The organism is Clostridium sp. D53t1_180928_C8 (assembly GCF_015667795.1).
Lineage (GTDB): Bacteria > Bacillota > Clostridia > Clostridiales > Clostridiaceae > Clostridium.
Genome location: NZ_JADPEL010000008.1, coordinates 1 through 26,235 on the forward strand (window position 1 = coordinate 1; position 26,235 = coordinate 26,235).

22 protein-coding genes are annotated in these 26,235 nt (G+C 27.9%); 1 reads left to right on the forward strand and 21 read right to left on the reverse strand.

All coding sequences use genetic code 11. From position 1 onward, the window contains the following. Positions 1-218: 218 nt before the first annotated feature. The 7 genes from I4V51_RS07325 to I4V51_RS07355 all read right to left on the reverse strand — a co-directional run bounded on the left by I4V51_RS07325 (position 219) and on the right by I4V51_RS07355 (position 7,205). Positions 219-842: a hypothetical protein gene (locus I4V51_RS07325; RefSeq protein ID WP_195987676.1), complete on the reverse strand. Its 624-nt coding sequence runs from the start codon at positions 840-842 to the stop codon at positions 219-221. Positions 843-936: 94 nt separating this feature from the next. Continuing rightward, a complete protein-coding gene (locus tag I4V51_RS07330) occupies positions 937-2,151 on the reverse strand; it encodes a D-alanyl-D-alanine carboxypeptidase family protein (protein WP_195987677.1) in 1,215 nt (404 codons plus the stop codon). Positions 2,152-2,323: 172 nt separating this feature from the next. After that, a complete protein-coding gene (locus I4V51_RS07335; protein ID WP_195987678.1) occupies positions 2,324-3,628 on the reverse strand; it encodes a pyrimidine-nucleoside phosphorylase in 1,305 nt (434 codons plus the stop codon). An 18-nt stretch (positions 3,629-3,646) separates the two neighbouring features. Further along, positions 3,647-4,819, reverse strand: coding sequence for a phosphopentomutase (locus I4V51_RS07340; RefSeq protein WP_195987679.1), 1,173 nt, complete (start codon positions 4,817-4,819; stop codon positions 3,647-3,649). A 43-nt stretch (positions 4,820-4,862) separates the two neighbouring features. Beyond that, on the reverse strand, positions 4,863-5,741 hold the full coding sequence (locus I4V51_RS07345) for a tyrosine-type recombinase/integrase (RefSeq protein ID WP_195987680.1): 879 nt from the start codon (positions 5,739-5,741) through the stop codon (positions 4,863-4,865). A gap of 74 nt (positions 5,742-5,815) precedes the next feature. Next, positions 5,816-6,451, reverse strand: coding sequence for a stage II sporulation protein M (gene spoIIM, locus I4V51_RS07350; RefSeq protein ID WP_195987681.1), 636 nt, complete (start codon positions 6,449-6,451; stop codon positions 5,816-5,818). 85 nt (positions 6,452-6,536) lie between these two features. Further along, positions 6,537-7,205 carry an HD domain-containing protein gene (locus I4V51_RS07355; RefSeq protein ID WP_195987682.1) on the reverse strand — a complete coding sequence of 223 codons (669 nt, stop codon included), beginning with the start codon at positions 7,203-7,205 and terminating at the stop codon, positions 6,537-6,539. A 168-nt stretch (positions 7,206-7,373) separates the two neighbouring features. On the opposite strand from I4V51_RS07355, the gene I4V51_RS07360 reads away from it, so the two are divergent. Continuing rightward, positions 7,374-7,709 carry a DUF1622 domain-containing protein gene (locus tag I4V51_RS07360; RefSeq protein WP_243281438.1) on the forward strand — a complete coding sequence of 112 codons (336 nt, stop codon included), beginning with the start codon at positions 7,374-7,376 and terminating at the stop codon, positions 7,707-7,709. A gap of 40 nt (positions 7,710-7,749) precedes the next feature. Here I4V51_RS07360 and I4V51_RS07365 read toward each other — a convergent pair whose 3' ends face one another. From I4V51_RS07365 to dxs, 14 genes are all read right to left on the reverse strand, one after another. Beyond that, positions 7,750-9,756, reverse strand: coding sequence for a hypothetical protein (locus tag I4V51_RS07365; RefSeq protein WP_195987683.1), 2,007 nt, complete (start codon positions 9,754-9,756; stop codon positions 7,750-7,752). Between the two features lie 273 nt (positions 9,757-10,029). Next, entirely contained in the window at positions 10,030-10,227 is a 198-nt protein-coding gene (locus tag I4V51_RS07370; RefSeq protein WP_195987684.1) for a hypothetical protein, read from the reverse strand. Positions 10,228-10,362: 135 nt separating this feature from the next. Then, the gene (locus tag I4V51_RS07375) at positions 10,363-12,144 is read right to left on the reverse strand and encodes a HAMP domain-containing sensor histidine kinase (protein ID WP_195987685.1); all 1,782 of its coding nucleotides are present in this window, start codon (positions 12,142-12,144) and stop codon (positions 10,363-10,365) included. After that, complete coding sequence (locus tag I4V51_RS07380; RefSeq protein ID WP_195987686.1) at positions 12,131-12,820, reverse strand: response regulator transcription factor; 690 nt, start codon at positions 12,818-12,820, stop codon at positions 12,131-12,133. Before I4V51_RS07380 ends, I4V51_RS07375 begins: the two co-directional genes overlap by 14 nt. 123 nt (positions 12,821-12,943) lie before the next feature. Next, entirely contained in the window at positions 12,944-14,800 is a 1,857-nt protein-coding gene (locus I4V51_RS07385; protein ID WP_195987687.1) for an ABC transporter ATP-binding protein, read from the reverse strand. Next, positions 14,800-16,776: an ABC transporter ATP-binding protein/permease gene (locus I4V51_RS07390; RefSeq protein ID WP_195987688.1), complete on the reverse strand. Its 1,977-nt coding sequence runs from the start codon at positions 16,774-16,776 to the stop codon at positions 14,800-14,802. The genes I4V51_RS07385 and I4V51_RS07390 overlap by 1 nt, the downstream gene beginning before the upstream one ends. A 38-nt stretch (positions 16,777-16,814) precedes the next feature. Beyond that, complete coding sequence (locus I4V51_RS07395; protein WP_195987689.1) at positions 16,815-17,180, reverse strand: hypothetical protein; 366 nt, start codon at positions 17,178-17,180, stop codon at positions 16,815-16,817. A 725-nt stretch (positions 17,181-17,905) separates the two neighbouring features. Continuing rightward, positions 17,906-18,724, reverse strand: a complete 819-nt coding sequence (spo0A, locus tag I4V51_RS07400; protein WP_195987690.1) for a sporulation transcription factor Spo0A — start codon at positions 18,722-18,724, stop codon at positions 17,906-17,908. A gap of 314 nt (positions 18,725-19,038) precedes the next feature. Beyond that, positions 19,039-20,229, reverse strand: a complete 1,191-nt coding sequence (spoIVB, locus tag I4V51_RS07405) for a SpoIVB peptidase (RefSeq protein ID WP_195987691.1) — start codon at positions 20,227-20,229, stop codon at positions 19,039-19,041. A 183-nt stretch (positions 20,230-20,412) separates the two neighbouring features. Next, a complete protein-coding gene (gene recN, locus I4V51_RS07410; RefSeq protein WP_195987692.1) occupies positions 20,413-22,107 on the reverse strand; it encodes a DNA repair protein RecN in 1,695 nt (564 codons plus the stop codon). A gap of 21 nt (positions 22,108-22,128) precedes the next feature. Next, positions 22,129-22,578, reverse strand: coding sequence for an arginine repressor (locus I4V51_RS07415; RefSeq protein ID WP_195987693.1), 450 nt, complete (start codon positions 22,576-22,578; stop codon positions 22,129-22,131). A 99-nt stretch (positions 22,579-22,677) separates the two neighbouring features. After that, positions 22,678-23,508 carry an NAD(+)/NADH kinase gene (locus I4V51_RS07420; protein ID WP_195987694.1) on the reverse strand — a complete coding sequence of 277 codons (831 nt, stop codon included), beginning with the start codon at positions 23,506-23,508 and terminating at the stop codon, positions 22,678-22,680. A 41-nt stretch (positions 23,509-23,549) separates the two neighbouring features. Beyond that, on the reverse strand, positions 23,550-24,359 hold the full coding sequence (locus I4V51_RS07425) for a TlyA family RNA methyltransferase (protein ID WP_195987695.1): 810 nt from the start codon (positions 24,357-24,359) through the stop codon (positions 23,550-23,552). An 11-nt stretch (positions 24,360-24,370) separates the two neighbouring features. Next, on the reverse strand, positions 24,371-26,230 hold the full coding sequence (dxs, locus tag I4V51_RS07430; protein ID WP_195987696.1) for a 1-deoxy-D-xylulose-5-phosphate synthase: 1,860 nt from the start codon (positions 26,228-26,230) through the stop codon (positions 24,371-24,373). Positions 26,231-26,235 lie beyond the last annotated feature (5 nt).

The window sequence follows — 26,235 nt, forward strand, 5'->3', positions numbered from 1 at the left end:
CGATCTTATACTACGATATTTTTCTTTTTTAATAATCAATAATATTAAAGAAATAATTATTGGAAAAATGATTAAAAATAAAACTTTACCCATTGAACCACCTTCATTAAATATTTATTTGATTAAAATTTATATTTTCATTATAGCCTTTTCTACATATTTTAGCACATCTTTCAATATCATTTTTTATACAAAAAAGGAGCTATTTTTTATAGCTCCTATAATATTGATCCATATAATCTATCATCTTTTGTATATACTGTAATAGTAAAAGTACCTAATGGTCTAAAATTACCGTTAGTAGCTGATAAATATCCTCTAAACTCTAATGTTACTCTATCTTCTAACTTCTCTTGTAAAATTACTTTATCTACTTTAAAATAAACAGGATCATTTTCTCCTACTCCAAATTGCTCACCTAAAAAATATGCATTTTCCATACAATCTTCTTTTGCTTCTCCTGAAATAAGTTGAACCTCTTCACTTGTACTATCCCAGTCACTTACTATAAAATCATATACTCCTGGATTCTTACCTAAATATTCTGTTAGCAAATTTAATCCAAAATCTACTTCTTTATATTCACCTTCAACATATGGAATATCCCCATAATCATGATATATTAAATCTCCATCGTTTAGTGCATTTATATCTTTAGTAGATTCATATATTTTCCCCATCGCAGTAAATTGAGTATATACTTTAGGTTCTTCTACTGCCTCTTCTCCTTGTACAACTTCATTATTTGTATTTTCATTGCTATTTACATTACTATTATTATTAATTGAACAACCAGTTAATAATCCTAACATAATAATAGCGCATATTATTTTTTTCTTCAAAACACTCACCTTCCCACATTTACATTTTAATATAAAAAAAGAGATTAATCCATTATTAAAATGTTTTAATCTCTTTAAAAGATGTTAATTTTCTTTAAACACCTTTTTTAAATAAGTTTTTCATATTATCCTTTAAGTTATCTATGAAGCCACCCTTTTCTACATCTCTATCACAGTATAATTCAACTTCTCCAACCTTTTGATCATCTAGATATACTTCACATTTTCCTACTACTTCCCCTTCGGTGTAGCTATCCTTCATTTCATCTAGTATTATTTTGTTTATTGGTTCTCCATCGCTGCCTTTTAATGTAACTATAACTAAATCATCCTTTGCTTTTGCTACAAAGAATCTATCATTACTCTTACCTAAATAAACTGTTTCTACATCATCATCTTTATTGAATAACTTCTTTCCTTCATATTTAGAAAAACCATAATTCATAAGCATACTTGCATCACGATTTCTAACTTTATATGTTGGAGCTCCCATTATTACTGCAAGCATTCTAACATTATTTCTAACAGCAGTTGCGCTTATACAATACTTAGCTTCTTGTGTAAATCCTGTTTTTAATCCATCACAACCATCAAAAAAACGAACTAACTTATTGTGATTTACTAATTCTATTGGACTCTTTCTTCCTTCAGATATAGTTTCCATATATGTTCCACTATATTTTAATATTGTAGGATGTTTTAATAATTCCAATGACATTATAGAAATATCTCTTGCAGTTGTTACATGCCCTTCCTCTGGTAAACCATTACAGTTTTTGAAATTTGTATTAGTCATACCTAATTCTTTAGCACGCTCGTTCATAACTTTTACAAACTCATCAGTAGAGCCAGCTAAAAATTCTGCCATAGCTACAGCCGCATCATTTCCTGAAGCAATAGCTATGCCTTTTAATAATTCTTCTACTGTTCTAACTTCTCCAATATCAAGAAGCATAGTGCTTCCACCCATTTTCTTTGCATTTTCACTACAAACAACCTTGTCATCTAAAGTTATTTTTCCACTATCTACTGCTTCCATTGCAAGTAGCATAGTCATTATTTTAGTTACAGATGCTGGTGCAAATTTTTCATCTGGGTTTTTTTCATATAATACTGTACCACTTATAGGCTCGATAAGTAATGCAGATTTTGCATCTACATTCATTCCTTCCTCTAAGCATGCAGTATAGATTTCATTTGGATATCCTTCATCAGTATTTTCCTTAACTGCAGCAATTGGGATAACTGTATTTAAACATAATAAACATAAAAGAATAATAGAGATTTTGTTAAATATTTTCTTTTTCATTTGTTCTCCTCCTTTTACGCTTATTATTTCCTAAAAATAAAAAAATATGATAAAAAGAAATTTACATTCTTTTTATCATATTTTATAACTATTAAAATATCCTATAATTTATCAGAATCAAGGTATACTCTTCCAAGATCCTGATTTCTAAAATAAAAACAATTAATAAAAACTATCTCACTATATCATATATTAATGGAATATTTAAATCATAACTATCTTCGATAACTATATTTTCTAAGATGCTTTTTCTAGCCTTTTCAATTTTCTCTTCACTATTTGAATGTATGTATGCTAGAACATCTCCTTTATTAACTTTTTCGCCTCTCTTTTTATTTAACACTATTCCTACTGCTAAATCAATTTCACTTTCCTTAGTTGCACGACCTGCTCCTAATTCCATAGCTATAAGTCCAAATGCCTCAGCATTAATTTTTGTGATATAACCATCTACAGGTGAAGTAACTTTTTCTATATATTTTGCTTGTGGGAACTTGCTATAGTCATCAATTGGAGAAACATCTCCTCCTTGTGCCTTAACAAAATCTTTAAGCTTTTCTAAGCCTTTTCCATTTTCTATATTTTCCATAAGCATTTTTCTTGCTTCTTCAATACTTTCTGCTTTTTTAGCACAAAGTAACATATTTGAACCAATTGTTAATGTTAATTCTAGAAGATCTTTAGGTCCATTCCCTTTTAATAACTCTATTGCTTCTTTAACTTCTAAGCTATTTCCTATAGCATATCCTAAAGGTTGATCCATATCAGATATAACTCCAATAGTTTCTCTTCCTAAATGCTTTCCGATATCAACCATTTCTTGTGCTAATTCTTTAGCTGTTTCTGGTGTTTTCATAAATGCACCATCGCCAACTTTAACATCTAAAACTATTGCATCTGCACCTGAAGCTAATTTTTTACTCATTATACTCGATGCTATTAAAGACATATTATCTACTGTAGCAGTAACATCCCTTAATGCATATAGCTTCTTATCTGCTGGAACTAAGTTTCCACTTTGCCCCATTATAGCAATATTGATTTTATTAACATTTTCCATGAACTTTTCTTCTGTTAGCTCAACTGAAAAACCTTCAAATGTCTCTAGCTTATCAATAGTTCCTCCAGTATGACCAAGGCCTCTTCCTGACATTTTAGCAACTGGAATTCCTAATGATGCAACTAAAGGTGTTAAACAAATTGAAGTTTTATCTCCAACTCCACCTGTAGAATGTTTATCTACCTTTATTCCATTTATATTACTTAAATCTATTTTATCTCCTGATTCAACCATTGCATTAGTTAAATCTGCTGTTTCTCTCTTATTCATCTTATTAAAGAAAATTGCCATAAGCATAGCTGATGCTTGATAATCAGGAATTTCTCCTTTAGTAAATCCATCAACAAAAAAGTTAATTTCTTCTGTTGTTAGTTCTTCACCTTTTCTTTTCTTCATTATTAAATCATACATTCTCATAAGTCTTTCCTCCTCTAGCTATCTAACTATATCCTTCAAGAAACTTTTACCTACTAATTCATTTTCTACGTTAAAGAAATCTAATATAGTTTTTCCTATATCAGCAAATGTTTCTCTTGTACCAATATTAACTCCTGACTTAACATTTTTACCATATACAAGAACTGGTATGTGTTCTCTTGAGTGATCTGTACTGCTAGTAGTTGGATCGCAGCCGTGGTCTGCTGTAATTATAAGGATATCTTCCTCGCCCATTTTCCCATAGATTTCTTGTAATCTATTATCAAAATCTTCAAGTGCTTTTCCGTATCCTTGTGGGTCATTTCTGTGTCCATATAACATATCAAAGTCAACTAAATTTGTAAAGATAAGTCCTTCTTTTACAGTGTCCATGTATTCTAAAGTCTTATCTACACCATCCATATTGCTCTTAGTATGAACTGCACTTGTAATACCCTTTTGATTATAAATGTCTTCTATCTTACCAACAGCTGCAACTTCATAATTTGCATCTTTTAAATATTCAAGCATAGTTTTATTAAATGGATCTAATGCATAATCCCTTCTGTTAGAAGTTCTTTTAAAGTTTGGAGCTTCGCCAATAAAAGGTCTTGCAATAACTCTTCCTACTGCCCATTTATCAACAAGCATTTCTCTTGCTATTTCACACATTTTATATAATCTTTCTAATGGAATTACATCTTCATGTGCTGCAATTTGAAATACACTATCTGCTGAAGTATATATTATAGGATATCCTGTTTTTACATGTTCTTCTCCCAAATCCTCAATTATTTGAGTTCCTGAAGCTACTATATTACCTAAAATACCTTCAACATTTGCTCTCTTTTTAAACTCATTTATTATATCATCAGAGAATCCTTCTGGATAAGTATTTAAAGGTTCTTCAAGTATAACTCCACTTATCTCCCAATGCCCTGTTACAGTATCTTTTCCTTTAGATGCTTCTTCACATCTACCAAAAGCTCCTATAGCTTCATCACATTTTTTAGGAGCAGTTACACCTTCAATATTACCTATTCCTAATTTCTCTAATTCATTTATTTTAAGACCTTTACAAGTCCTATATACATTGTCTAATGTATGACTTCCTTCATCGCCATAACTTCTGGCATCTTTTAATTCTCCAACTCCAACACTATCTAATACTATTAATATAGCTTTCTTCATATTGTTTTCTCCTTTCGTATATAAAGCCCCTTTTTCAAAGCTCTTAAGCTCTTGGATGGGAGTTCTTATAAACTAAGTTTATTTTATCATTATTTATTATTTCATAGTAAGTATCCATATAGGTTAATACTTGATTTCCTAAAAGTTTTTGTACTGCTCTTACATTTGCACCATTTTGTAATAAATGTACAGCAAAAGAATGTCTAAAGGTATTTAAATTAACATCCTTATTTATTCCAGCTTTATGAGAATATTCTTTTACTATTCTCCAAACTCCTTGTCTAGTTAATTGATTTCCATTTAAATTCACAAATAAATTTGGTACTCCAGCTGAAGCAATTATATCTCTTATACCTAAATATTCTTTTAATGCTGATTCCGCACTTCTTCCTATTGGTATAAGTCTTTCATAATTTTTATTATCATGACATCTAACATAAAGTAAATCAAGGTTTACATCTTCTACTGATAAGTTAATTATTTCAGATACTTTCATACCAGTTGCATACATTAACTCTAATAAAGCATTGTCTCTTATCCCCTTATTACAGTCCTTATCAACAATTTTAATTATCTTATCCACTTCTTCGACAGTTAATATCTCTGGAAGCTTTTTAGATTGATCCGTACTCTTATAATATATCTTTGGTATATCTCTAATTATTTTTTGATCTTTTAAATAATTATAAAAACTTCTTAGACTAATTACTATTCTACTTATAGATCTTTCAGATTTTCCTTCTTCTAAAAGATGATCTATATAATTTTTAACAGTCTCATTATCAGTTTCGTCTAAATATATATCTTTACTATTTAGATATTTAATATATAAATTTACATCAGTTACATAAGCATAAACAGTATTATCACTTTTATGGCTTTGAAGTAATGATTCCCTATATTCATTTACTATCTCTTTCATAATTCTCCCCATTCCCACCTTATTTATTATTATTCGACACTTGCTTTTAATTTCCTTTTATAATTATCTATTTATTAAACAACTTTATAAACATTTGTTACTACGAACTTAATAATATTTGGACAAATATATGCTTCAATAAAAGTACCGATAATAAATACACATGCAAATACCCCTATCTTTAAAATTAGTTCTCTCTCTACTATTGTATTTACTTTACCTTTATTAAAGAACCTATCTTTAAGTTTTGTTGAAGAAAATTCAATTCCAACTATACTTAATGCAATAAAACAAGGAATATAAATAATATTCTGTGGTATTGTAGAGGCTAAAGCAAGCCATAATCCTTTCCCTTCAAAAGTTGAAATCAGAAAACTAAAGGTATATCCTAATGTAAATCCTTTTACAAGATCTACTAGTAAAATTACTGGTGTCCCAAATACGGTAAAGGACAAAGCTATTATTATTGTTATAAGTACTAAATTTTTCTTGAGTACATTTAATAATAAAACCTTATTATTTACTGGATCCTTAACAATACTTTCTGTAAATGTAGAAAAATAGCTTGTAAGATCAGTTACATCATTTGCATTCATATATTTTACTATATATGTACCCAATGCTATTCCAACACAGAAAAATATAAAAACCATTAAATAAAAAAATTTATTTTCCTTTTTATTTAAGTTTAATTTACTTATAATATTCACTGAAAACACCTCCATATTGTTATATCTTAATAATATGATGGGATTTTCAAGTATATTCATAAGTGAATATATGTAAATTATATTTTTATATATATTTTTTAATCTTTTCAATTTTTTCTTTAATTTCTTTTAAATCCAAACTATAATTTATCTCTAATATTTCTATAACCTTTTTAATATCTTCAATTTCATTTAGTTTTTTTTCTTTTTCAACTTGACCTCTTCCTAATCTATCACTTACAAACATTAAAATCATATCATTTAAATCTACCTCCTTTACTAAATTTTCTGTTTTAGCAAAAGGTAAGTTTTTAATTATATAAAGATGATGCATATGATACTTTACTAAATTTAATATTCTCTCTTTTTCATCATTTTTATAATCATAATATGTTAATATTTTATCTGCTATTTTTTCTCCTTCAGTATCATGATTGTAAGATATAAGCCTGCCTTGTTTATTTCTTTTAGTTGTTGTACTTTTACCTAAATCATGTAATAAAGCACCTAGCATAAACGTTCCCTTATCATTTGCAAAATCTTTAATTTTAGCTGCAGTATCAACTACTTGCTTTAAGTGATTCCATACATTTCCCTCTGGATGAAACTCTTTATTTTGCTCTATTGTCTCTAAAGTTGTTAATATTTCTAATGGTGTATTTTTAAGTGACTCTTTTATTTCCTCTAAATAAATTGATGGTCTTTCATAAATTAAAAGTTCATTTTGTATTTCTCTTAGTTTATTTTTCTCCATACTTCTCTCCTTTTTAACATTCTTTACTCTTAGTTTTCCTATATTTAATTATTTTAAAACAACATAATTATTCCTATTATTATATTAATATTAATTATCTAAAGATGTAATAATATATTTATTTTTAGGGTAATTTATATATATTATTTAGTTGAGGTGGTTTATATTTTGGAAGATTTATTTAATAAATTTTTACCTATACTTATTCATTTATTTGAACTTATGGGAATTTTAATATTAACTTTAGGAGTTTTTACAGCCTTTTTTCACTATATTCAGAAAAGATTTTTTAAGAAAGAGGTTAATATTAAATATGAATTTGCAGATATTATGATTACAACCTTAGATTTTAAATTAGCTGCTGAAATATTAAAAACTGTTACTATAAAAAGTATGGATGAACTTGTAATATTAGCTTCAGTTTTTATTATTAGAATAATTATGACATTTGTATTAGAAAAAGAAATGAAAATTGAGGAAAAAAAAGAAGACACCTCTCGTTAATATTAAATTGAGTAGGTGTCTAAAAAAATTCATTATATATCTATTTTTTTATTCCAAATAAATTTATCCCTCTTAATACGTTTGTACTACCTGAAAATACTAGTTCTACAGGTACATTATTCATAAGTGGAACTGTAAAATATTTTTCTCCTAAGCTATAGCTTCCATCTGTTGCTGTAAAAGCATAAGTACCTTCAGTAGCATAAAAATATACATACCCATCATTATCTGTCTTTGTATCAAGTCTAAGAGCACTATTTTTTCCTATTATTAAAGTTATAGGATTATTAGAATACGGTTGTCCCTTTAATAAAATTTTAATTTTAACAAGTACAGGATTATTCACGTTTTTAAAATTTGGATTTGAAAGTACTACATCCATAGGTCCATTAGGGCAGTGTCCACCTTTTCCAATGTCCTGTGGAGTATCTGGTACAATGCCTCCACCATTTACAGCTAATATCATTCCCCATCCTACTACAATTACAAGACCCCCACAGCCATAATCCCCACCGCCTATTCCTGCTCCATAATCTCCACCAGTAGCATCTATATTTATAGCTCCTACAACTCCTATACTGCTTGCATCTCCATTGAATCCACCACCAATTCCAGCTCCCTGATCTCCACCTCTGGCTTTTACATTTCCTGTTCCATATATTGTTATATTTCCAGCATCTCCTCCTATAATTCCATTACCACAACCTCCACCAATTCCAGCTCCTTGCTTTCCTCCCGTTGCAACTATCGTTCCTGGTGATGTAATATTTATAAATATACTTCCAGTTGTACCTAGATTTCCAGCTCCAATTCCAGCTCCACCATAACCTTGTCCAACCCCTGGATTTTCTCCACCTATTGCCTCTATTTTACCTGTTCCAATTATGCTTATATTTCCTGAATTTCCACCATAGGTTCCATTACTCGAACCAGAACCTATTCCTGCTCCAGCTCCATTAAAATTAACAGTTGTTGCCTTTATTAATCCAGGCTCTTCAATATTTATTGATATGGTTGTACTATTTCCGAAATTACCACTACCTATTCCTGCTGCACCTCTTCCTCCTATAGCTGTTATTAATCCTGTTCCACTTATACTTATATTCCTAGAATCTCCACCATAGGTTTCATTGCCATCTCCACCACCTATTCCAGCTCCACCATTTCCTGAAAATGTTCCAAAGTCACCACCAGTTGCTGTTATCTTTCCTGGATTGACTATTGATATTGTAATATTTAATGATTTACCTAAGTAACCACCACCTATTCCTGCTGCACCACCGCCACCTTTAGCAACTATCTTAGGAGAACCAGTTATAATAATATTTTCACTTCTTCCATTTTGTCCACCTCCTATTCCAGCTCCAAATCCATTATTTATTGCATTAACTTCAACAGTACCTTGAATTGTTATATTTTCAGCCACTCCCAAACTTCCTGAACCTATTGCAGCTCCATCTGCATCACTTGTAGCTGTAATTATTCCGTTTCCTTTTATTATTATATATCCCGAATTCCCGCCTATCACTTCATCGTCTACATATATGCCACCACCTCCACCTATTGCAGCGGCACTATATCCTGCTATTATATCTAAAGTCCCTTCTCCATCAATGGTTATATTACCTCCATTTTCTGCATAATTTCCACCTATTCCTGCTCCTGAATGATACCCTTGACATTTCAACTTAGAACTGGAATCCTGTGCTATTACTGTAAGTTTTGTTCCTTTTACTACCCTAATAGCATAATTTTTATTTGTCTCACCACTTGCACCTGAATTATTAATTATAACATTGTTTCCTGAATATATTAGCTTATTGTCTTGTAAATTATTATTTCCAAAGTCAATACATGCCTCTTGGTTTATTACATTTCCAAAATTCAAACCATTTATATTCATAGTAAGTGGTGTGGTTCTATTTGATTCTACTGTTATTGTTCCATATGCATCACTACCACCACTATTATCTACTATATTAGCTACCGTTTCTGTTATTGGAATAAATATATTATTTAATCCTGCATTTACTGTATAATTAGCCATAACTTCCTCTTAAAAATTCTTATTGATATATACTATTAATTTACTTATTTAGAAGTGTTATTTTTACTTATTTATTGATAGTAATTATATAAAAACATTTAAATTTTAATCTTTTTTACTACTTTTTATGCGTTTTTAGTGACTTTTTGACCACTTTTTTAATTCTCCTTTTAGTAATATAAAAAACTCTTATATGTACATCTAAATACAAGTAAGAGTTTTTATTTTCTAAATAATATATATGTAATAAAAGAATTCATTAAATTATATTTTCTACGTTTCTTTATTTTTTACTATAGATAATATAACTGCTCCTAATATACCAATAACTCCACCAAGTGCAAAAAATAAAATTATATTCTCACATATAGCACCTACTATTATTCCTATCCCAACTCCAAATGCTATTCCCTTAGTCAAATATTCATAATCATTTTCAGATAAAATTATATTTTCCCATAACTTTCTCATCTTCATAAAACCTCTCATAGTATTTATATTACTTTCTTATTAACATTTCTGATAATAGATTTTGAGAGTACATATTTATATTACAGCTTAAAGTCATTATTTAATTACTTTGATCACTATTTTAAATTAATTTACTCAATATGCCATACATTTTTGTATTGTAAAGTAAAACTTTACGCTGTTTTCTGTACTTTCTACTCCAAAATTACTATGATGTACTTCTAATATCCTTTTTACTATTGATAAACCAAGCCCTGTTCCTCCGAACCTTTTATTTCTTGATTGTTCTTTCCTATAAAATGGGTCCCATATCTTTTCTATCTCTTCTTTTGTTAATGTAACTCCAAAGTTCTCTATTTCAAATACACATTGGTCTTCTTCATTCAATTTTATTAATACATTTATTTTTCCACCATCTGGAGTATATTTAATTGCATTAGTTAAAAGATTAGTTACTACTTGATTTATTCTCTTTTCATCTCCAAAGGCTATTATTTCATCAAAATCATTACAATTTATAATTAAATTTTTCTCTTGAATCATCGATTTTAGCTTATCTTTTTCCTTTAAAAAAATGCTACCTAAATCAAAAGGTTCTTTATTTAAAATAAATGAATTAGATTCTAACTTTGATATCTCTAACATTTCCTTTACGAGCTCATTCATCTTATTTGTTTCTTCTAGGATATCTTCATACATATCTTCAGTATACATTCCGCTTTTAACACCATTTATACTTCCCTGTATTATAGTTATAGGTGTCTTAAGCTCATGAGAAATATTAGCTATAAGCTCCTTGCGTTTTTCTTCCTGAATATTCTTTATACCCATCTCTTTCTTAAGTTTTCCGTTTGCTTCTTGCAATTCACTTAAGCTTTTTTCTAAATTACTTGAAATTAAATTTAAAGAATTTCCTAACACCCCCATTTCATCTTCACTTTTAACATTATATTTATATTGAAAATCACATTCTGATATCTTCCTTGCTATATTACTCATCTCTACTAAAGGCTTAGTCATGAATCTAGAGTAAACTAATGAAACACTTATAACTACTAAAAATGCTACTGTAAAAATTATTAAATAGTAACTATTCATAGTCCCAAACACATCATTAACTTCAGTTAAAGGAGTTATAGCAATTAAATATCCATTTGATATTTTTTCACTAACAAGTAATATTTCACCTATGTTATTTAATGCATTAGCTTTAGTTGTATATTTACTCTTTGAAAATATGTTACTCCTAACTTCATAATCTAAAAATAAATCTGCATTACTTAAAATATAATATGAATTATCTTCAGGTATAACATACTCAATACTACCCTCAATATAATTATCTTCACCTATAGGTACTTCATAAGAAGGTAATGCCAAAATAGATTTTTGTGTATCTAATGTTTGACTTGGTATAATATTATAATATGGGGAAATAGTATTTCCATTTATCATAATAGATTCTGCAAAAAGGTATCCAAATTCATTTATTACACCATAAACTTGAACTGTATCTCCCTTTTTTATTTTAATTTTTGGAAACTGATCTCCTAATATAACTTTATACTCTTTATTATTTTCATAATCTTTAATTACAATTTGCCTTTGTCCCATATAAGTTTCTAAGGAAAATCCCTTTGTCAAACTTAAATCTCTATAAGATAAAGCTATATTATCACTTTTTTTCGTATCATTGATAAAATTTATAATCGCTTCATTTGTTCTAGGTATACTTAAAAATTCTTTAAAGCTACTTAATGATTTTTCTAATTTATTTTCTTTTTTCCCTATATAGTATTTTTCAAAATATAAAGCTTGAAATATCAATTGTGATCCTACAATACAAATTAAAATAACTAGATTCATTAAGAAAAATTTAGATGCAATACTTTTATTTATAACCTTAGTCAACTTCAAATTTATATCCAACTCCAAATACAGTTTTTATACAATAAGATTTATGCTTCAAACTCTTTCTAAGCTTCTTTATTTGTGCATCTACTACTCTAGTATTTCCGAAATAATCATATCCCCATTTAGCCTCTAAAAGTTTTTCTCTAGATATAACAATATTTTTATTTTCCATAAGATACTCTAGAATATCAAATTGTTTAGGCTCCAACTCGATTATTTCTCCATCTATATATGATTCCATCTTAAGCTTATCAATTTTTATTCCATTATAATCTAATATATTTTCTTTTATATTACTTTTAGTACTTTCTATTAAATCTATTCTATTTAATAATACTTTAGATTTTGCAACCAATATCTCCAAGTTAAAAGGCTTTGTAACATAATCATCTACCTTTAATTCATATCCCATTAAAATATCCTCATCGTCGCTTCTAGCTGTTAACATAATAACAGGCACATTAGATTTTTTTCTAATTCGTCTAAGAACTGTAAATCCATCTAACTTTGGTAACATAACATCTAAAATAACTAAATCTATATGGTAATTAAACTTTTCTACTGCTTCCATACCGTCAGAAGCACTTATTACACTAAAATCATTAAACTTAAAATAGTCACAAACCATCTTATTTATCTTTTCTTCATCCTCTACTACCAATACAATTTTATTCTTCATAATCCACCTCTTACAGTTCTCTATACTACGACTAAGTTAAAAAGTTTGCTTTCAGCAAAAATGAAAATATTACTTTATTCAACACTAAAAATACACTATCTAATTTTCACCTTTTGTGTTTACTTAAATTCTTAAGGCTTTTGCTGGCTCTGTCTTTATTAATTTAATATTTATTAAATTAGATAATCCCATAGTTAAAATAATATTTATTACTATTAATATCACAAATGATATTATATTTAATGATAAACCATAACCAAACTGCACTTTATATAATAATTCTAATAAAACTATAAATATAAATGATATTATTGTTGAAAGAGTTGCAAAATATATACTCTCCTTAAACATAATTCTATTTATATTTATCATCTTATATCCTAATGCTCCAAGAAGACCTACTTCCAAATATCTTTCTATAGAAACCTTATACAACATAACTGAACTTATTGCCATTGCTACTATTAAAATTATATAAGATAAAGCTGTATATAGTTTCATTAATTTAACAAAAGAATTTTGGAATGAATCAACTTCTTCTGCTCTTGTGTATACACCAATTCCAGAATCCTTTAACTCTTTATCTATCTTTGATATTTCTTCAAAGTTTTTTATATCAAAGGATATTGCTGCTACATTATCTTTATCGATATTAGTATTATTATAAATTTCCTTTTCAATATCTCTACTAATTATAAAATCTTGATATTGTGAATTAGTTAAACCACAAACCTTTAGTTTTACTTCTTCTATTTTACCATTTTTATCTGTATATTTAAGTTTTACTTCTTTACCTAATAGAGATTTTACATCTTGTGCTAACCTATTTGCTATATTTATTGCAATTGCTATTTCATTTTCTGTAGCTTTTGGCATTACTCCATATGCTAAGCTTTCTTTTGATAATACTGTAGGTATCTTATTTCCAATATTGATAGTATTATCACCATTTACTAACGTTATATTTCCCAAATCATATTGATAATATATACTTTCTATATCATTTCTACCTTTTAATATACTTAATATTTCTTCTGGAGTCTTCTCTGTCTTTTTATCTACAGGAGCTTGACCTATGTTATAAAAAAAATTCTTAGTTTTAAATTCTTCTATAACCCTTCTTGTTATTTTTTTCGAAGACAGTGCACCTACAAAGGCTGCAGATCCAAAAGCTATTATAAGTGCCGCTATTATAAACTTTAAAAAATGTATTTTAAAATTCTTTAAACTTAGGTTAGTTGAAACTTTCTTTGATAGTTTAGGCTCCTCTGACTTCTTTTTTTCATCTTCTCTTGTAACTGCAACTTCTTTACTATTTTCTACTGTTTTTTTTGTAACTATATTATAATCCTTAAGTTCTATAATCTCATCTGCATATTCAGCTACTTCTTCATCATGAGTTATTATAATAACTGTTTTCTCCTTAGCTATATCCTTTAGTATACTCATTATAGCTTTTGTAGCTTCGCTATCTAAAGCTCCTGTTGGCTCATCAGCTAATATTATTTTAGGATTATTCACTAAAGCTCTAGCTATTGCAACTCTTTGTTTCTGACCTCCACTTAGTGTTTCAACCTTCTGATTTCTTTTATCTTCAATACCTAGAGAGCTTAATAACTCTAAAGCCCTCTTTATCTTGTCTCCTTCAGTATCATTACTATTAAGATGAATTCCCATAAGCACATTTTCAAAAGCAGTATATCCCTTTAACAAATTGTAATTTTGAAATATAAAACCTATATTATTAAATCTATACTCACAAAGCTTGTCTAGAGATAAATCACTTAACTTTAGACCTTCAACTTCTATTTCTCCAGTATATTCAGTATCAAATCCTGCAATTAAATTTAATAGTGTAGTTTTCCCTGAGCCACTCGCCCCCAAAAAACAAGTTAATTTATTTTCTTTAAAATTATAGTTAACATCTTTATAGATTTCTATATCCTTAAAGCTTTTATTTAAATTTTTTAAACTAATCATTATCTATCACCACTCATTAAATTATTTGTTATATTAATATTAGCTGTTATAAATGCTGATATTATTCCCATAACTAATCCTAATACTAAAACTACAGCTAAACCTAATATTGTAGAATTAAAACCTGATACCGCCATATCTAAGATTGATTTTGACATATTATTTATAACTGGTAATGCAATTAAAAAAATAATAGCTGAGACTATTGAAATTAATAAATACTCCATAATATTAAGATTTATTATACTTCCCTTTGAATATCCATTTATCTTTAATATTGCAAACTCTGATTTTCTTAGATATCCATTTATTATAGTAACTGCTAATGTAACTACTATAGCTATAGCAGCTATTATTATAGTAAGTGAGCTTGATTGTTCTTTAGTTGAATCACTTATCCTTAATATATCTTGTACTGTTTCAAACTCTCCCATAGGAGTTAGTCCATCTTTATTTAGTTCTTCAACTATATCCATAATATCCTTAATATCCTTAACTCTTATAGTAAATGAAATATTATCTGAATTCTTTTTATTTTGTTCTCTAATTTCTCTAACAATATCTAAACTATATACAAATGAATCTTCTAATTCATCTATACTTTTTTCACCATATGGACTTACATATTCTACAGATGTATCTACTACTCCAACTACCAGTACATTTTCAAGCTTAATATCTACTAATTTAGGCTCACCTGTTGTCCAATCATATCCTTCTCCTAAAATTGAAATATTTTTCCCTATAATATCTTCTGGTTTTAAATTCAAATTTTTAACAAACAAATTACTTACTGCAACTTCTCTACCTTCTTCATTTGGCATTCTTCCTTCTATTACATTATTTACCCAAAGTGAAGTATTACTATTTTTAACACTATAATCTGTAATAACATCATCTATAGTAACTTTCATATTACTAATTATATCTAAAGGAATAAGATATTCTATTCTTTTATCATTCTTATATTTTTTTAATACTTGAGATACATCTTGCTCTATATCGAGTTTAGGTTGTATCTCACCCTCTTCATTCTCAATAGACGTTCCTCCCGCAGATACTACCTTAGTAATCAAACTTATATCTCTTAATGTATCTCCTTTCTCTTCTATAAGTTTATTTAAAATTTCTTGTTGTTCATTTACTACTGTGCCACTTAAACTTAATAATAAGAAATATGAAGCTAGCATTAATATAAGTGATGTTAAAACAAACTTCGTGAATAATCCTTTAAAATTCTTAACTCCTTGAGCAGCAGCTCTTCCTATTGATAGTGATGGTTTTACTTTTCTTATCTTTTCTAAAGACTCTTTTACCTTATTACCATCAGAAAGCTGACTTATTGTTCCATCTTTTAATAAAAAACAATTGCTATCCTCTGTTACTAAAGATTTATCATGAGTAACTACTATTACAGTTCTTTCTTTAGCTATTTTACTTAATGCATTCATCATTAAGTTAGATGTTTTTTTATCTAATGCGCCTGTAGGTTCGTCTGCAATTATTATTTCAGGGTCCTTCACTAGAGCTCTAGCAATAGCTACCCTTTGCTTTTGACCACCTGATAATGTAGATACGCTTTTCTTAGCTAATTTTTCAATTGATAATCTTATTAATATATTAGCTACCTTTCTTTCTTTTTCATCACTACTTAAATTTTCTAATTCTAGTACAACCTTTATATTATCCTCTACAGACAAGTGATTTATAAGCTGGAAGTTTTGCCATATAAAACCTACAGAGTTGTAATAATACGAATTCATCTCCTCATCATTAAAATTTTTAATAATTTTACCATTATAAGCTACTACTCCTTCATAATCATTATCCATACCACTTATTATTTTTAACAAAGTAGATTTTCCACTTCCTGAAGGTCCAACTATAAAATTTAATCCTCCTTTAATCTCTATATTTAAATTTTTTAATACTTGTACATTATCAAATCTTTTGCTAATATTTTTTAAAGTTATCATTATAATCTTTCTCCTTATATCTTTTATATGTTAACTCTCTATTCAAATTTCAATGCTGGCGTTGCTTCTTCACCAAACATCTCTTTTTCTTTATCATCATTTTTTTCTTTATTCTTATCATCTTCTTTTTCATGTACTTCATAAGAATTAAGCTCTTTATCATTCTTATCTTCAAACTTTATTCTATTATTATTGCTACATCCAATAGTAAATACTGATATAGAGATACTTGCTATCAAAGCAATCATAAATTTATTTTTTATTTTAACCTTTTTATTCGATGCACTTATAAACTCTTCTACAGTTATTTTATAATCTTGATCACTTATTTCCTCTCCAATTAAGCTCTTTGCATCTAATCTTCTCTCATCTTGTTCTTCAAACCTATCATTTTTGTTCCACATATTTTCCATCTCCTCTTTTATTTTTCTAATCTACAATTTATTAATTAGAAGTTCTATTAAAGAAATCTTATAAAATTGTAATTGTAATAGTATGGATTTCTTTAATATTATTAAAATTAAGTAATACTTCTTAAAACTAACTTTTTTCTTCTAATTATTTCTTGATAAACATATTATTTCATCAAATTATGATATATAAATGAATATTTTATGACTTTATTATGACTATCAAAATGTTAAATTAAAACTTACTTATAAAAAACATAAACACCTAGGAATTTTAAAATTACATAGATTTATCAGTATGAAAAAAATACAAAATTGGAGGTTATAGCAATTGAATTAAACTCTAGCTTAGTAGAAAGCTTCTCATCAATTTCTTTAGATAGGTTAAAAGAATTTAAAATTTTTTAGACTTAAAGTCAAATAGGAGAATCATTTTGACATTATTATTAGGAATATTAGTTCTGATAGGAATGTTAATAACATTAAAAGTAGAATCTCTATAAATAACATTTTGGTATTATTAAATTGGTATGTTTTTAGTTAGTATTGCAAAAAAAAGACACTTCTAAATTTGTTACTTAATAAGCAACAAATAGAATGTGTCTTTAATATTTTTAATTTAGTTTGTAGCTATAAAAATATGTTTGTAGCTATGCTTTATCTAATTGATAATTTATAACTCACTTGTTAAAACCTTGACATTTCTAGCTTATAACCAATTAAGATACTTTATTCTTTAATCTTAGCTTGTCTGCAATGATTGCAATGAATTCACTATTAGTAGGCTTGCCTTTATCATTGTGAACTGTGTATCCAAATAGCTTGTTAATTGCTTCAATTTGTCCTCTTCCCCAAGCAACTTCTATAGCATGTCTGATTGCTCTTTCAACTCTTGAAGCTGTAGTATTGTACTTCTTAGCTATTGAAGGATATAATTCTTTAGTTACAGCTGATAATAATTCCATATCATTAACAACCATTGTTATAGCCTCTCTTAAATACATATACCCTTTAATATGTGCTGGAACACCTATTTCATGAATTATGTTTGTAATTTCAGTTTCTAAATCAACAGGACCTCTAGTATTTGTATTTATTATTTCGCTTGTTGTCATTGCCACTTGTTTTTTAACAGGTTCATTATCCACTGCTAAAGTATCATTAAACATATCTCTTATACGTTTAGTGAAAATATCCATATCAAATGGTTTTACAACATAATAATCTGCACCTAAAGTTATAGCTCTTTGTGTTATCTTATCTTGTCCAACTGCAGATAATACAACTATTCTAGGGAATTTTTCTAAATTCATTGAATTTAATTTTTCTAAAACTCCTAATCCATCTAAATGAGGCATTATAATGTCTAAAACTACTAAATCAGGTTGTTTTTCCTCAATTAGTGTTAAAGCTTCTCTACCGTCCTTGGCAATTCCTGTTACTACGATGTCTCTTTGATTTAAAAGATAATCATTTAAAATACTGCAAAATTCTTTGTTATCATCAGCAATAATTACTGAAATCTTATTTCCATCCATCTTTTCTCTCCCTTTCTACCCACTAGAATATCTTATTTGAAAATTTTACATTTCCAATTTCCCACATAACTTATTTATTACGGTTACATTTTATATTTAAATTAAGTTATATTTAGTTGTTTTTTAACTTCATTGATTATATTATAACATAAATTTTAAAATAATAATAGTTTATTTTACATTATTTTGAAATTTTTTTAGGAAAATGTTAAGAAATTTTGTGTTGATTAATGTATAAGTTTTAAAACAACAAGATATAGCATTTTTTCCATGTTATTTTAGCTATATCTTGTTGATAATTTTCTAAATTTATTTTAATTTATAATCCCTGCTTCTTCAAGCATCCATTCGATATATATTCCATATCCAATATCAGGCTTATTAATTAAAACGTGAGTAACAGCACCGACAATTTTTCCATTTTGTATTATTGGACTACCACTCATTCCTTGAACTATTCCTCCTGTTTTACTTAGAAGTTCTTCATCTGTAACTCTAATTATCATACTCTTAGGTCCACACTTATCTTGTTGTAGTAACTTAACAATTTCTATGTCATATTCTTTTGGACCTTCTTCTCCTACAGTAGTTATTATAGTAGCAGGTCCTTCTACAACTTCATTTCTAAACCCTACAGACATTGGCTCACTAAAATTAGGATTTACTAAAGGTTTATTAGTACTTCCAAATATTCCTGAAGAAGAATTACTTTGAATTGTTCCTATAGCACTTTTCTCATTTACAAATAATCCCCTTAATTCACCAGGAACACCTTTTTCACCTTTACGCACACTTAATATTGATGCTGATAATAAATCGCCATCTTTAATTGTAAATGTAGTATTAGTATCTCCATCTGTAATAGGATGACCTAGTGCACCAAATGTATCGCTACCTTCATGATAGAAAGTTAATGTTCCTATACCTGCTGTTGAGTCTCTAACCCAAAGACCTAGTTTATAATTTTCACCTTCTTTAACAAGTTCAATATCTTTATTAAACTTACATCCTTGACGCATAAACTCTACATTTACTACGCTACTATCGCACTCTTTTATTAAAGTTCCTAATTGTTTAGATCCTTGAATTTCTTTTCCATCCACTTTAAGTAATACATCTCCTAATTGTAATCCTGCTACTTTTGCTGGACTACTTTCAGTTCCACCTCTAGTTTCAACTTCAGAAAAACCAACAACCAACACACCTTCAGTAGATAACTTTATTCCTACACTTGTTCCACCAGGATATAATTTTATATCATCTAGCTTCTGTACTGCAACTGATTTTATTGGAATCAGTCCTAAAAAATCAATGTTTACTTTATCCTTTGATAGTTTTACAGTATTAAGTACACCTTGATTATTAACAGATATATCTGATACTTCCATACTATCATTGATATATATTTTTTCTGGCAATTTCAAAACACTAAAATATGCTATTAATGCCAAAATAGCTATTGGAGCAGTAATCATACTAAAATACTTTAATATTTTTTTTAACATTTTATCTCCTCCCTTGCTTCTGACATTAATTTTCCCTGTATCGTTTTTTTATATGCTGTATTAACATTGTTAACACAGTCAAAAATTATTAAGTAAATACATTTTGTATAAAAAAAATAAAACCATGTTAATTTACCATGATTTTATTCTTTACCGTATTGCCTAGGCTTATGTATAATTTTCTTAAATATTTTTCATTTCTTTCTTTTTTATTTCGGCAAATTTCACCATTTCTGATGCATTTTCGATAGTAACATCACTTATTTCATCTCCACCAACCATTTTAGCAATCTCTCTAATTTTATCTTCTCTTGTTAACATTCTTATTCCTGTAAATGTCTTTCCATCCACAACATGTTTAGATACAAAATAATGATTATCAGAAAGTGCTGCAATTTGTGGTAAATGAGTTATACATAATACTTGATGCTTTATTGAAACTTCATACATTTTTTCTCCAACACGTTTTCCAATAGTTCCACTAATACCAGTGTCTATTTCATCAAAAATAAGCGTTGGTATTTTATCTTTATCTACAAAAACACATTTTAAAGCAAGCATTATTCTTGATAATTCACCACCTGATAATACCTTTTCTAATGGTTTTAAAGGTTCACCTGGATTTGCTGAAACTAAGAATTGAACTTCATCATAACCTCTTGAATTCATTTCATCAGTTAAATTAACTTCAATTTTTATTATTGCTTTTTCAAGTCCAACATAAGATAATTCTTTCTTAATATTAACTTCTAATATTTCAGCAGCCTCAACTCTTAATTCATGAAGTTTTTTACCTATTACTTTCATTTTTTCTTCTATAATAATAAGTTCTTCTTTTAACTTATTTATTATTTCTTCAGAGTTTATTAACTCATTATATTTTTCTTTTAAATTTTTTAAATTATCTAAAATCTCTTGTATTGAGTTTCCATATTTTTTCTTATATAAACTTATAGTATATATTCTTTCATTTATTTGTGCCAATCTATCTTCGTCATATTGTATTTCACTACCTATATCACGTATTTCTCTTGTCACTTCTTCTAAACTATAAAATGCTTCTTCTATTTGTGTTTTCTTTTCTCTTATTATTTCAGAGTGGTTTTCAACTAATGATAGTTCAGAAATAACTTTTGATAATCCTTCTAATACTGAAATCCCTTCATTAGATGAATTTAAATATCCATAAGATTTTACTAAACTATTTGATATTTTTTCAGCATTTGATAACATATTGAATTCATCTTTTAAATCTTCTTCTTCATTAACCTTTAAATTAGCCTTTTCTATATCTTCTATTTGAAATTTAATATAATCTGCTAATTTTTCTCCATTTTCATTTCCTGATAACTTATTTATCTTTTCAACATTTTCTAAATAAGTACTTCTTAATTTATCATATTCTTCAAGTAAGTCTTTTATTTTATCATAATAAAATTCATCAACATATAAAATATGAGTACCTTTATTTAATAAATTTTGATTTTGATGCTGACCATGAATATCTAATAGCTTTTCTCTTATCTTTTTTAATTGTGATAATACAATACTTCTATTATTAACTTTTATTAAGCTTTTACCATGTAATGTAGTTTCTCTACGTATTATTAGCATTTCATCCTTCTCTATACCTAATTCTTCTAATACGTCGTAAATTTCATCATTTTCAATTGAAAATACTGCTTCTACTATTGTTTTATCTTCTCCATATCTTATTTGATCCTTAGAAAATTTCCCACCTAATACATAGTCTATAGTATCTATAAGTATTGATTTACCTGCACCAGTTTCTCCTGATAATATATTAAATCCTGCACCAAACTCAACTGATAACTCTTGAATTAATGCGAAATTTTTAATACTTAATTCAATTAGCATTATACCCCACCTTTATAAACTCTAAGAAATCATCTTTCTTACTTTAGAAATTAGCTCTATAGCTTTTTCATCAGTTCTAACTAATACAAAAATAGTATTATCACCGGCTATTGTTCCAGCAACATCATTTGTATATAATGTATCAATTGCCTCTGCAGCAGCTGATGCAGCACCTGTTAATGTTTTTATAACAACAAATTTATCAACTTGCTCTACATCTATTGCTGCATTTTTTAAAATGCTATAAAGCTTATCATTTATATCACGCTCTTCCTTTGTTGCAGATATATATTTATATTTTCCTGATTCACCTTGAATTTTTACTAATTTCAATAATTTTATATCTCTAGATACCGTTGCTTGAGTTACATCATACCCTGCATATTTAAGCGCTTCTGCTAATTCTTCTTGTGTTTCTATATCATTATCATTAATAATTTCTAATATTTTACTATGTCTTTTTGACTTCATTTTTATCACCTTCTCAATTTGTTAATTAATGTACAATCATTAGTACAGGAATCCTATTTTATATCAAAGTTCTATTTAATTTAATTTAAAAATATTTTTTTAGTTATTTAATATTTTTTTTCTCAAAACATTAAAATAATCATAATTATCAAACAATAAAATTTTTGCAACATCTTTAGCCTTTTTAATTATTATAGATGTATTATCTTTAATTTTTCTAGCTTCTTGGCCATCAAATGTTAAATAAATTTCTCCATTATAATTTTCAGCATTAATTAAAATCTCACTACTACTTTTTAATACAATTGGCTGCATTCCTCTAGTATGAGGGCAAATAGGAGTTAATGTTATGACTTCAACATCTGGATATACAAAAGGTCCTCCTGCAGAAAATGAATATGCTGTAGACCCTGTAGGAGTTGAAACTATTAATCCATCTCCTTTAAAAGTATAATATAATTTTTTATCTATATACACTTCAAACTTTGCCATTCTTGACAATGTTCCCCTTGCTATTACAACATCATTTAAAGCTTTACTATTAATATCCTTACTTTCATCATCACTTTTACATTCTAAAAGAATTCTATTTTGAATATGATACTGTCCATTTTTTATCTTATTTAAAGCTTCGTCTAAATCTTGTATTTCTATACTTGACAAAAATCCTAAATTTCCTATATTTATTCCTAAAATAGGAACATCATATTTCCCATTAATATCTCTAGCTATACCCAGTAAAGTTCCGTCTCCCCCTAAAACTATAAGTAAATCTAAATTATTATCAAATTTATACTTATTTATTTCATAACTATTAAGTACAGTTACTTTAGAGTTTTTAAATATATTTGTAATTTTTTCAATAACTAAAGATAATATTTTTCCTTCAATATCTTTTGACGGATTCAATGCAATTACAATATTTTTCATATTATCTCCCTTTACTATACTTATATACCTATAGCCAGCTTTTAAAGCTGGCTATGAGATTCATTTACAATATCTTCAATTTGACTTAACTCGAAATTCCCCTCTTTTTCTTTATCCTTAGTAAAGTAAACAAGATATTCTCTATTTCCTTCTGGACCCTTAATTGGTGAGTAGCTTAATCCTAGTACATTTAATTGATTTTCTATTAAGAAGTTTATTATTCTATCGATAACCTCTAAATGTACTTCCTTATCTCTTACAACACCTTTCTTTCCAACTTTATCCCTTCCTGCTTCAAACTGTGGCTTTATTAACGCAACAACTTCACCTTTATCTCCTAGTAATGCCTTTACTGCAGGCATTATAGTTCTTAATGAAATAAATGATACATCTATTGATGCAAAATCTAAAGCTACACCAATGTCTTCTGGAGTAACATATCTAATATTAGTTTTCTCCATACAAACAACTCTTTCATCAGTTCTAAGCTTCCAAGCAAATTGCCCATATCCTACATCTACTGCAAAAACTTTAGATGCATTATTTTGAAGCATACAGTCTGTAAATCCACCTGTTGATGCTCCTATATCCATACAAACCTTATCTGTAAGATCAATTCCAAAAGTCTTCATTGCTTTTTCTAACTTTAAGCCTCCACGACTTACATATTTAAGTTTTTCCCCCTTAAATACTATATCAGCATCAACTTTAATTTTCTCTCCAGCCTTATCCACTCTTTGCCCATCAACAAATATAAGTCCTGCCATAATATTAGTTTTTGCTTTTTCTCTTGATTCACAAATTCCTTTTTCAACTAATAATATATCTAATCTTTCTTTCTTAGATGCCATATTTTTCTCCTTTATCCTAAAATGTTTATAACACATTTTTCTATAGCTTCTGCATCAAGCCCTGCATCTCTATATAGTAAATTAACATCACCATGTGGAACAAATTCATTATTAAATCCTAAACACTTAAATTTCCCATTAAAATTAAGCTTATTTAATTCCATTAATACATAGCTTCCAAATCCACCATTAATAACGTTATCTTCAATAGTTATAATGCTATATCCTTCATTAATCAGCTCTCTTAACATCTCAGTATCTATAGGTTTTACAAAAGTTGCTCCTATAATAGTAGGATTAATTCCCTTATTGACTAATAATTTTCTTGCAATCATAGCATGTTGTACCATCTTTCCTACTGCTATTATAGCGACTTTCTCTCCATTGATTATCTTTTCCCATTTTCCGTATTTTATTTCACTTATTGCAGATATATCTTCACAGCAATCAGCACCTCTTGGATATCTTATTGCAATAGGTCCATTTTGTTTTACAGCCCAATTTAACATTATAGCTAACTCTTCTAAATGCTTTGGTGCTAAAACTGTCATATTAGGTATTGCAGATAAATAAGATAAATCAAATACCCCTTGATGAGTTTCTCCATCATCACCTACAATTCCTGCTCTATCAATTGCAAAAACCACTGGTAAATTTTGAATACAAACATCATGTATAATTTGATCAAAAGCTCTTTGTAAAAATGTTGAATATACTGCAAAAACAGGTCTCAATCCAGCACTTGCCATACCAGCTGCAAGTGTAGTAGCATGTTCTTCTGCTATTCCAACATCAAAAAATCTATTACTATACTTTTTAGCAAACTCCTTTAAGCCTGTACCATCTGGCATGGCCGCAGTTATTGCAACTATATCACTATTTTTTTCTGCTAGCTCTAACATAGTATCTCCAAATACTTTAGAATATGTCTTTTTTGCTGGAATATAACTTTCACCACTTTCTAAATCAAATGGTGAAACTCCATGAAATTTATTTGGATTTTTTTCTGCAAATTCATAACCCTTTCCTTTTTGCGTTACTGTATGAATTATTACAGGTCCATTAATTTCTTTAGCCTTACTAAATACTTCATTCATTAATTCAATATCATGACCATCTATAGGTCCAATATATTTTACACCCATATTTTCAAATAACATTGATGGTACTAATAAATGTTTTAAACTGTCTTTTACTCTATGTAAATATTGGACTACTGTTTTACCAGCATTGCTATTACTTAAAGTAGAATTTATGTCTTCTTTTAATTTATTATAGCTATGGTCTAATCTTAATTTATTTAAATGATTAGATAATCCACCTACATTTTTAGAAATTGACATCTGATTATCATTTAAAACTATAATCATATTAGTTTTATTAAAACCAACATCATTAAGTGCTTCTAATGCCATACCTCCAGTTAATGCACCATCACCTATAACGGCAATAACATTATAATCTTCATGCTTAATATCTCTTGCTCTTGCTATGCCTAAAGCTGCTGATATTGATGTGCTACTATGACCAACACCAAATGAATCATACTTACTTTCACTTATCTTTGGAAATCCACATAAACCATTATATTTTCTCAATGTATCAAATTTTTCTTTACGTCCTGTTAATATCTTGTGAACGTAAGTTTGATGTCCAACATCCCATATTATTTTATCTCTTTCAAAGTTAAATGTTTTATATAAACTAAGTGTTAATTCAACAACACCTAAATTTGAAGATAAATGTCCTCCAGTTTTGGATACCTTTTCTATTAAAAATTCTCGTATTTCATCACTAAGCTTATAGAGTTCCTTATTAGTCAAAGTTTGCACATCTCGTGGATAATTTATATCCTCTAATAATTTTGACATATTTA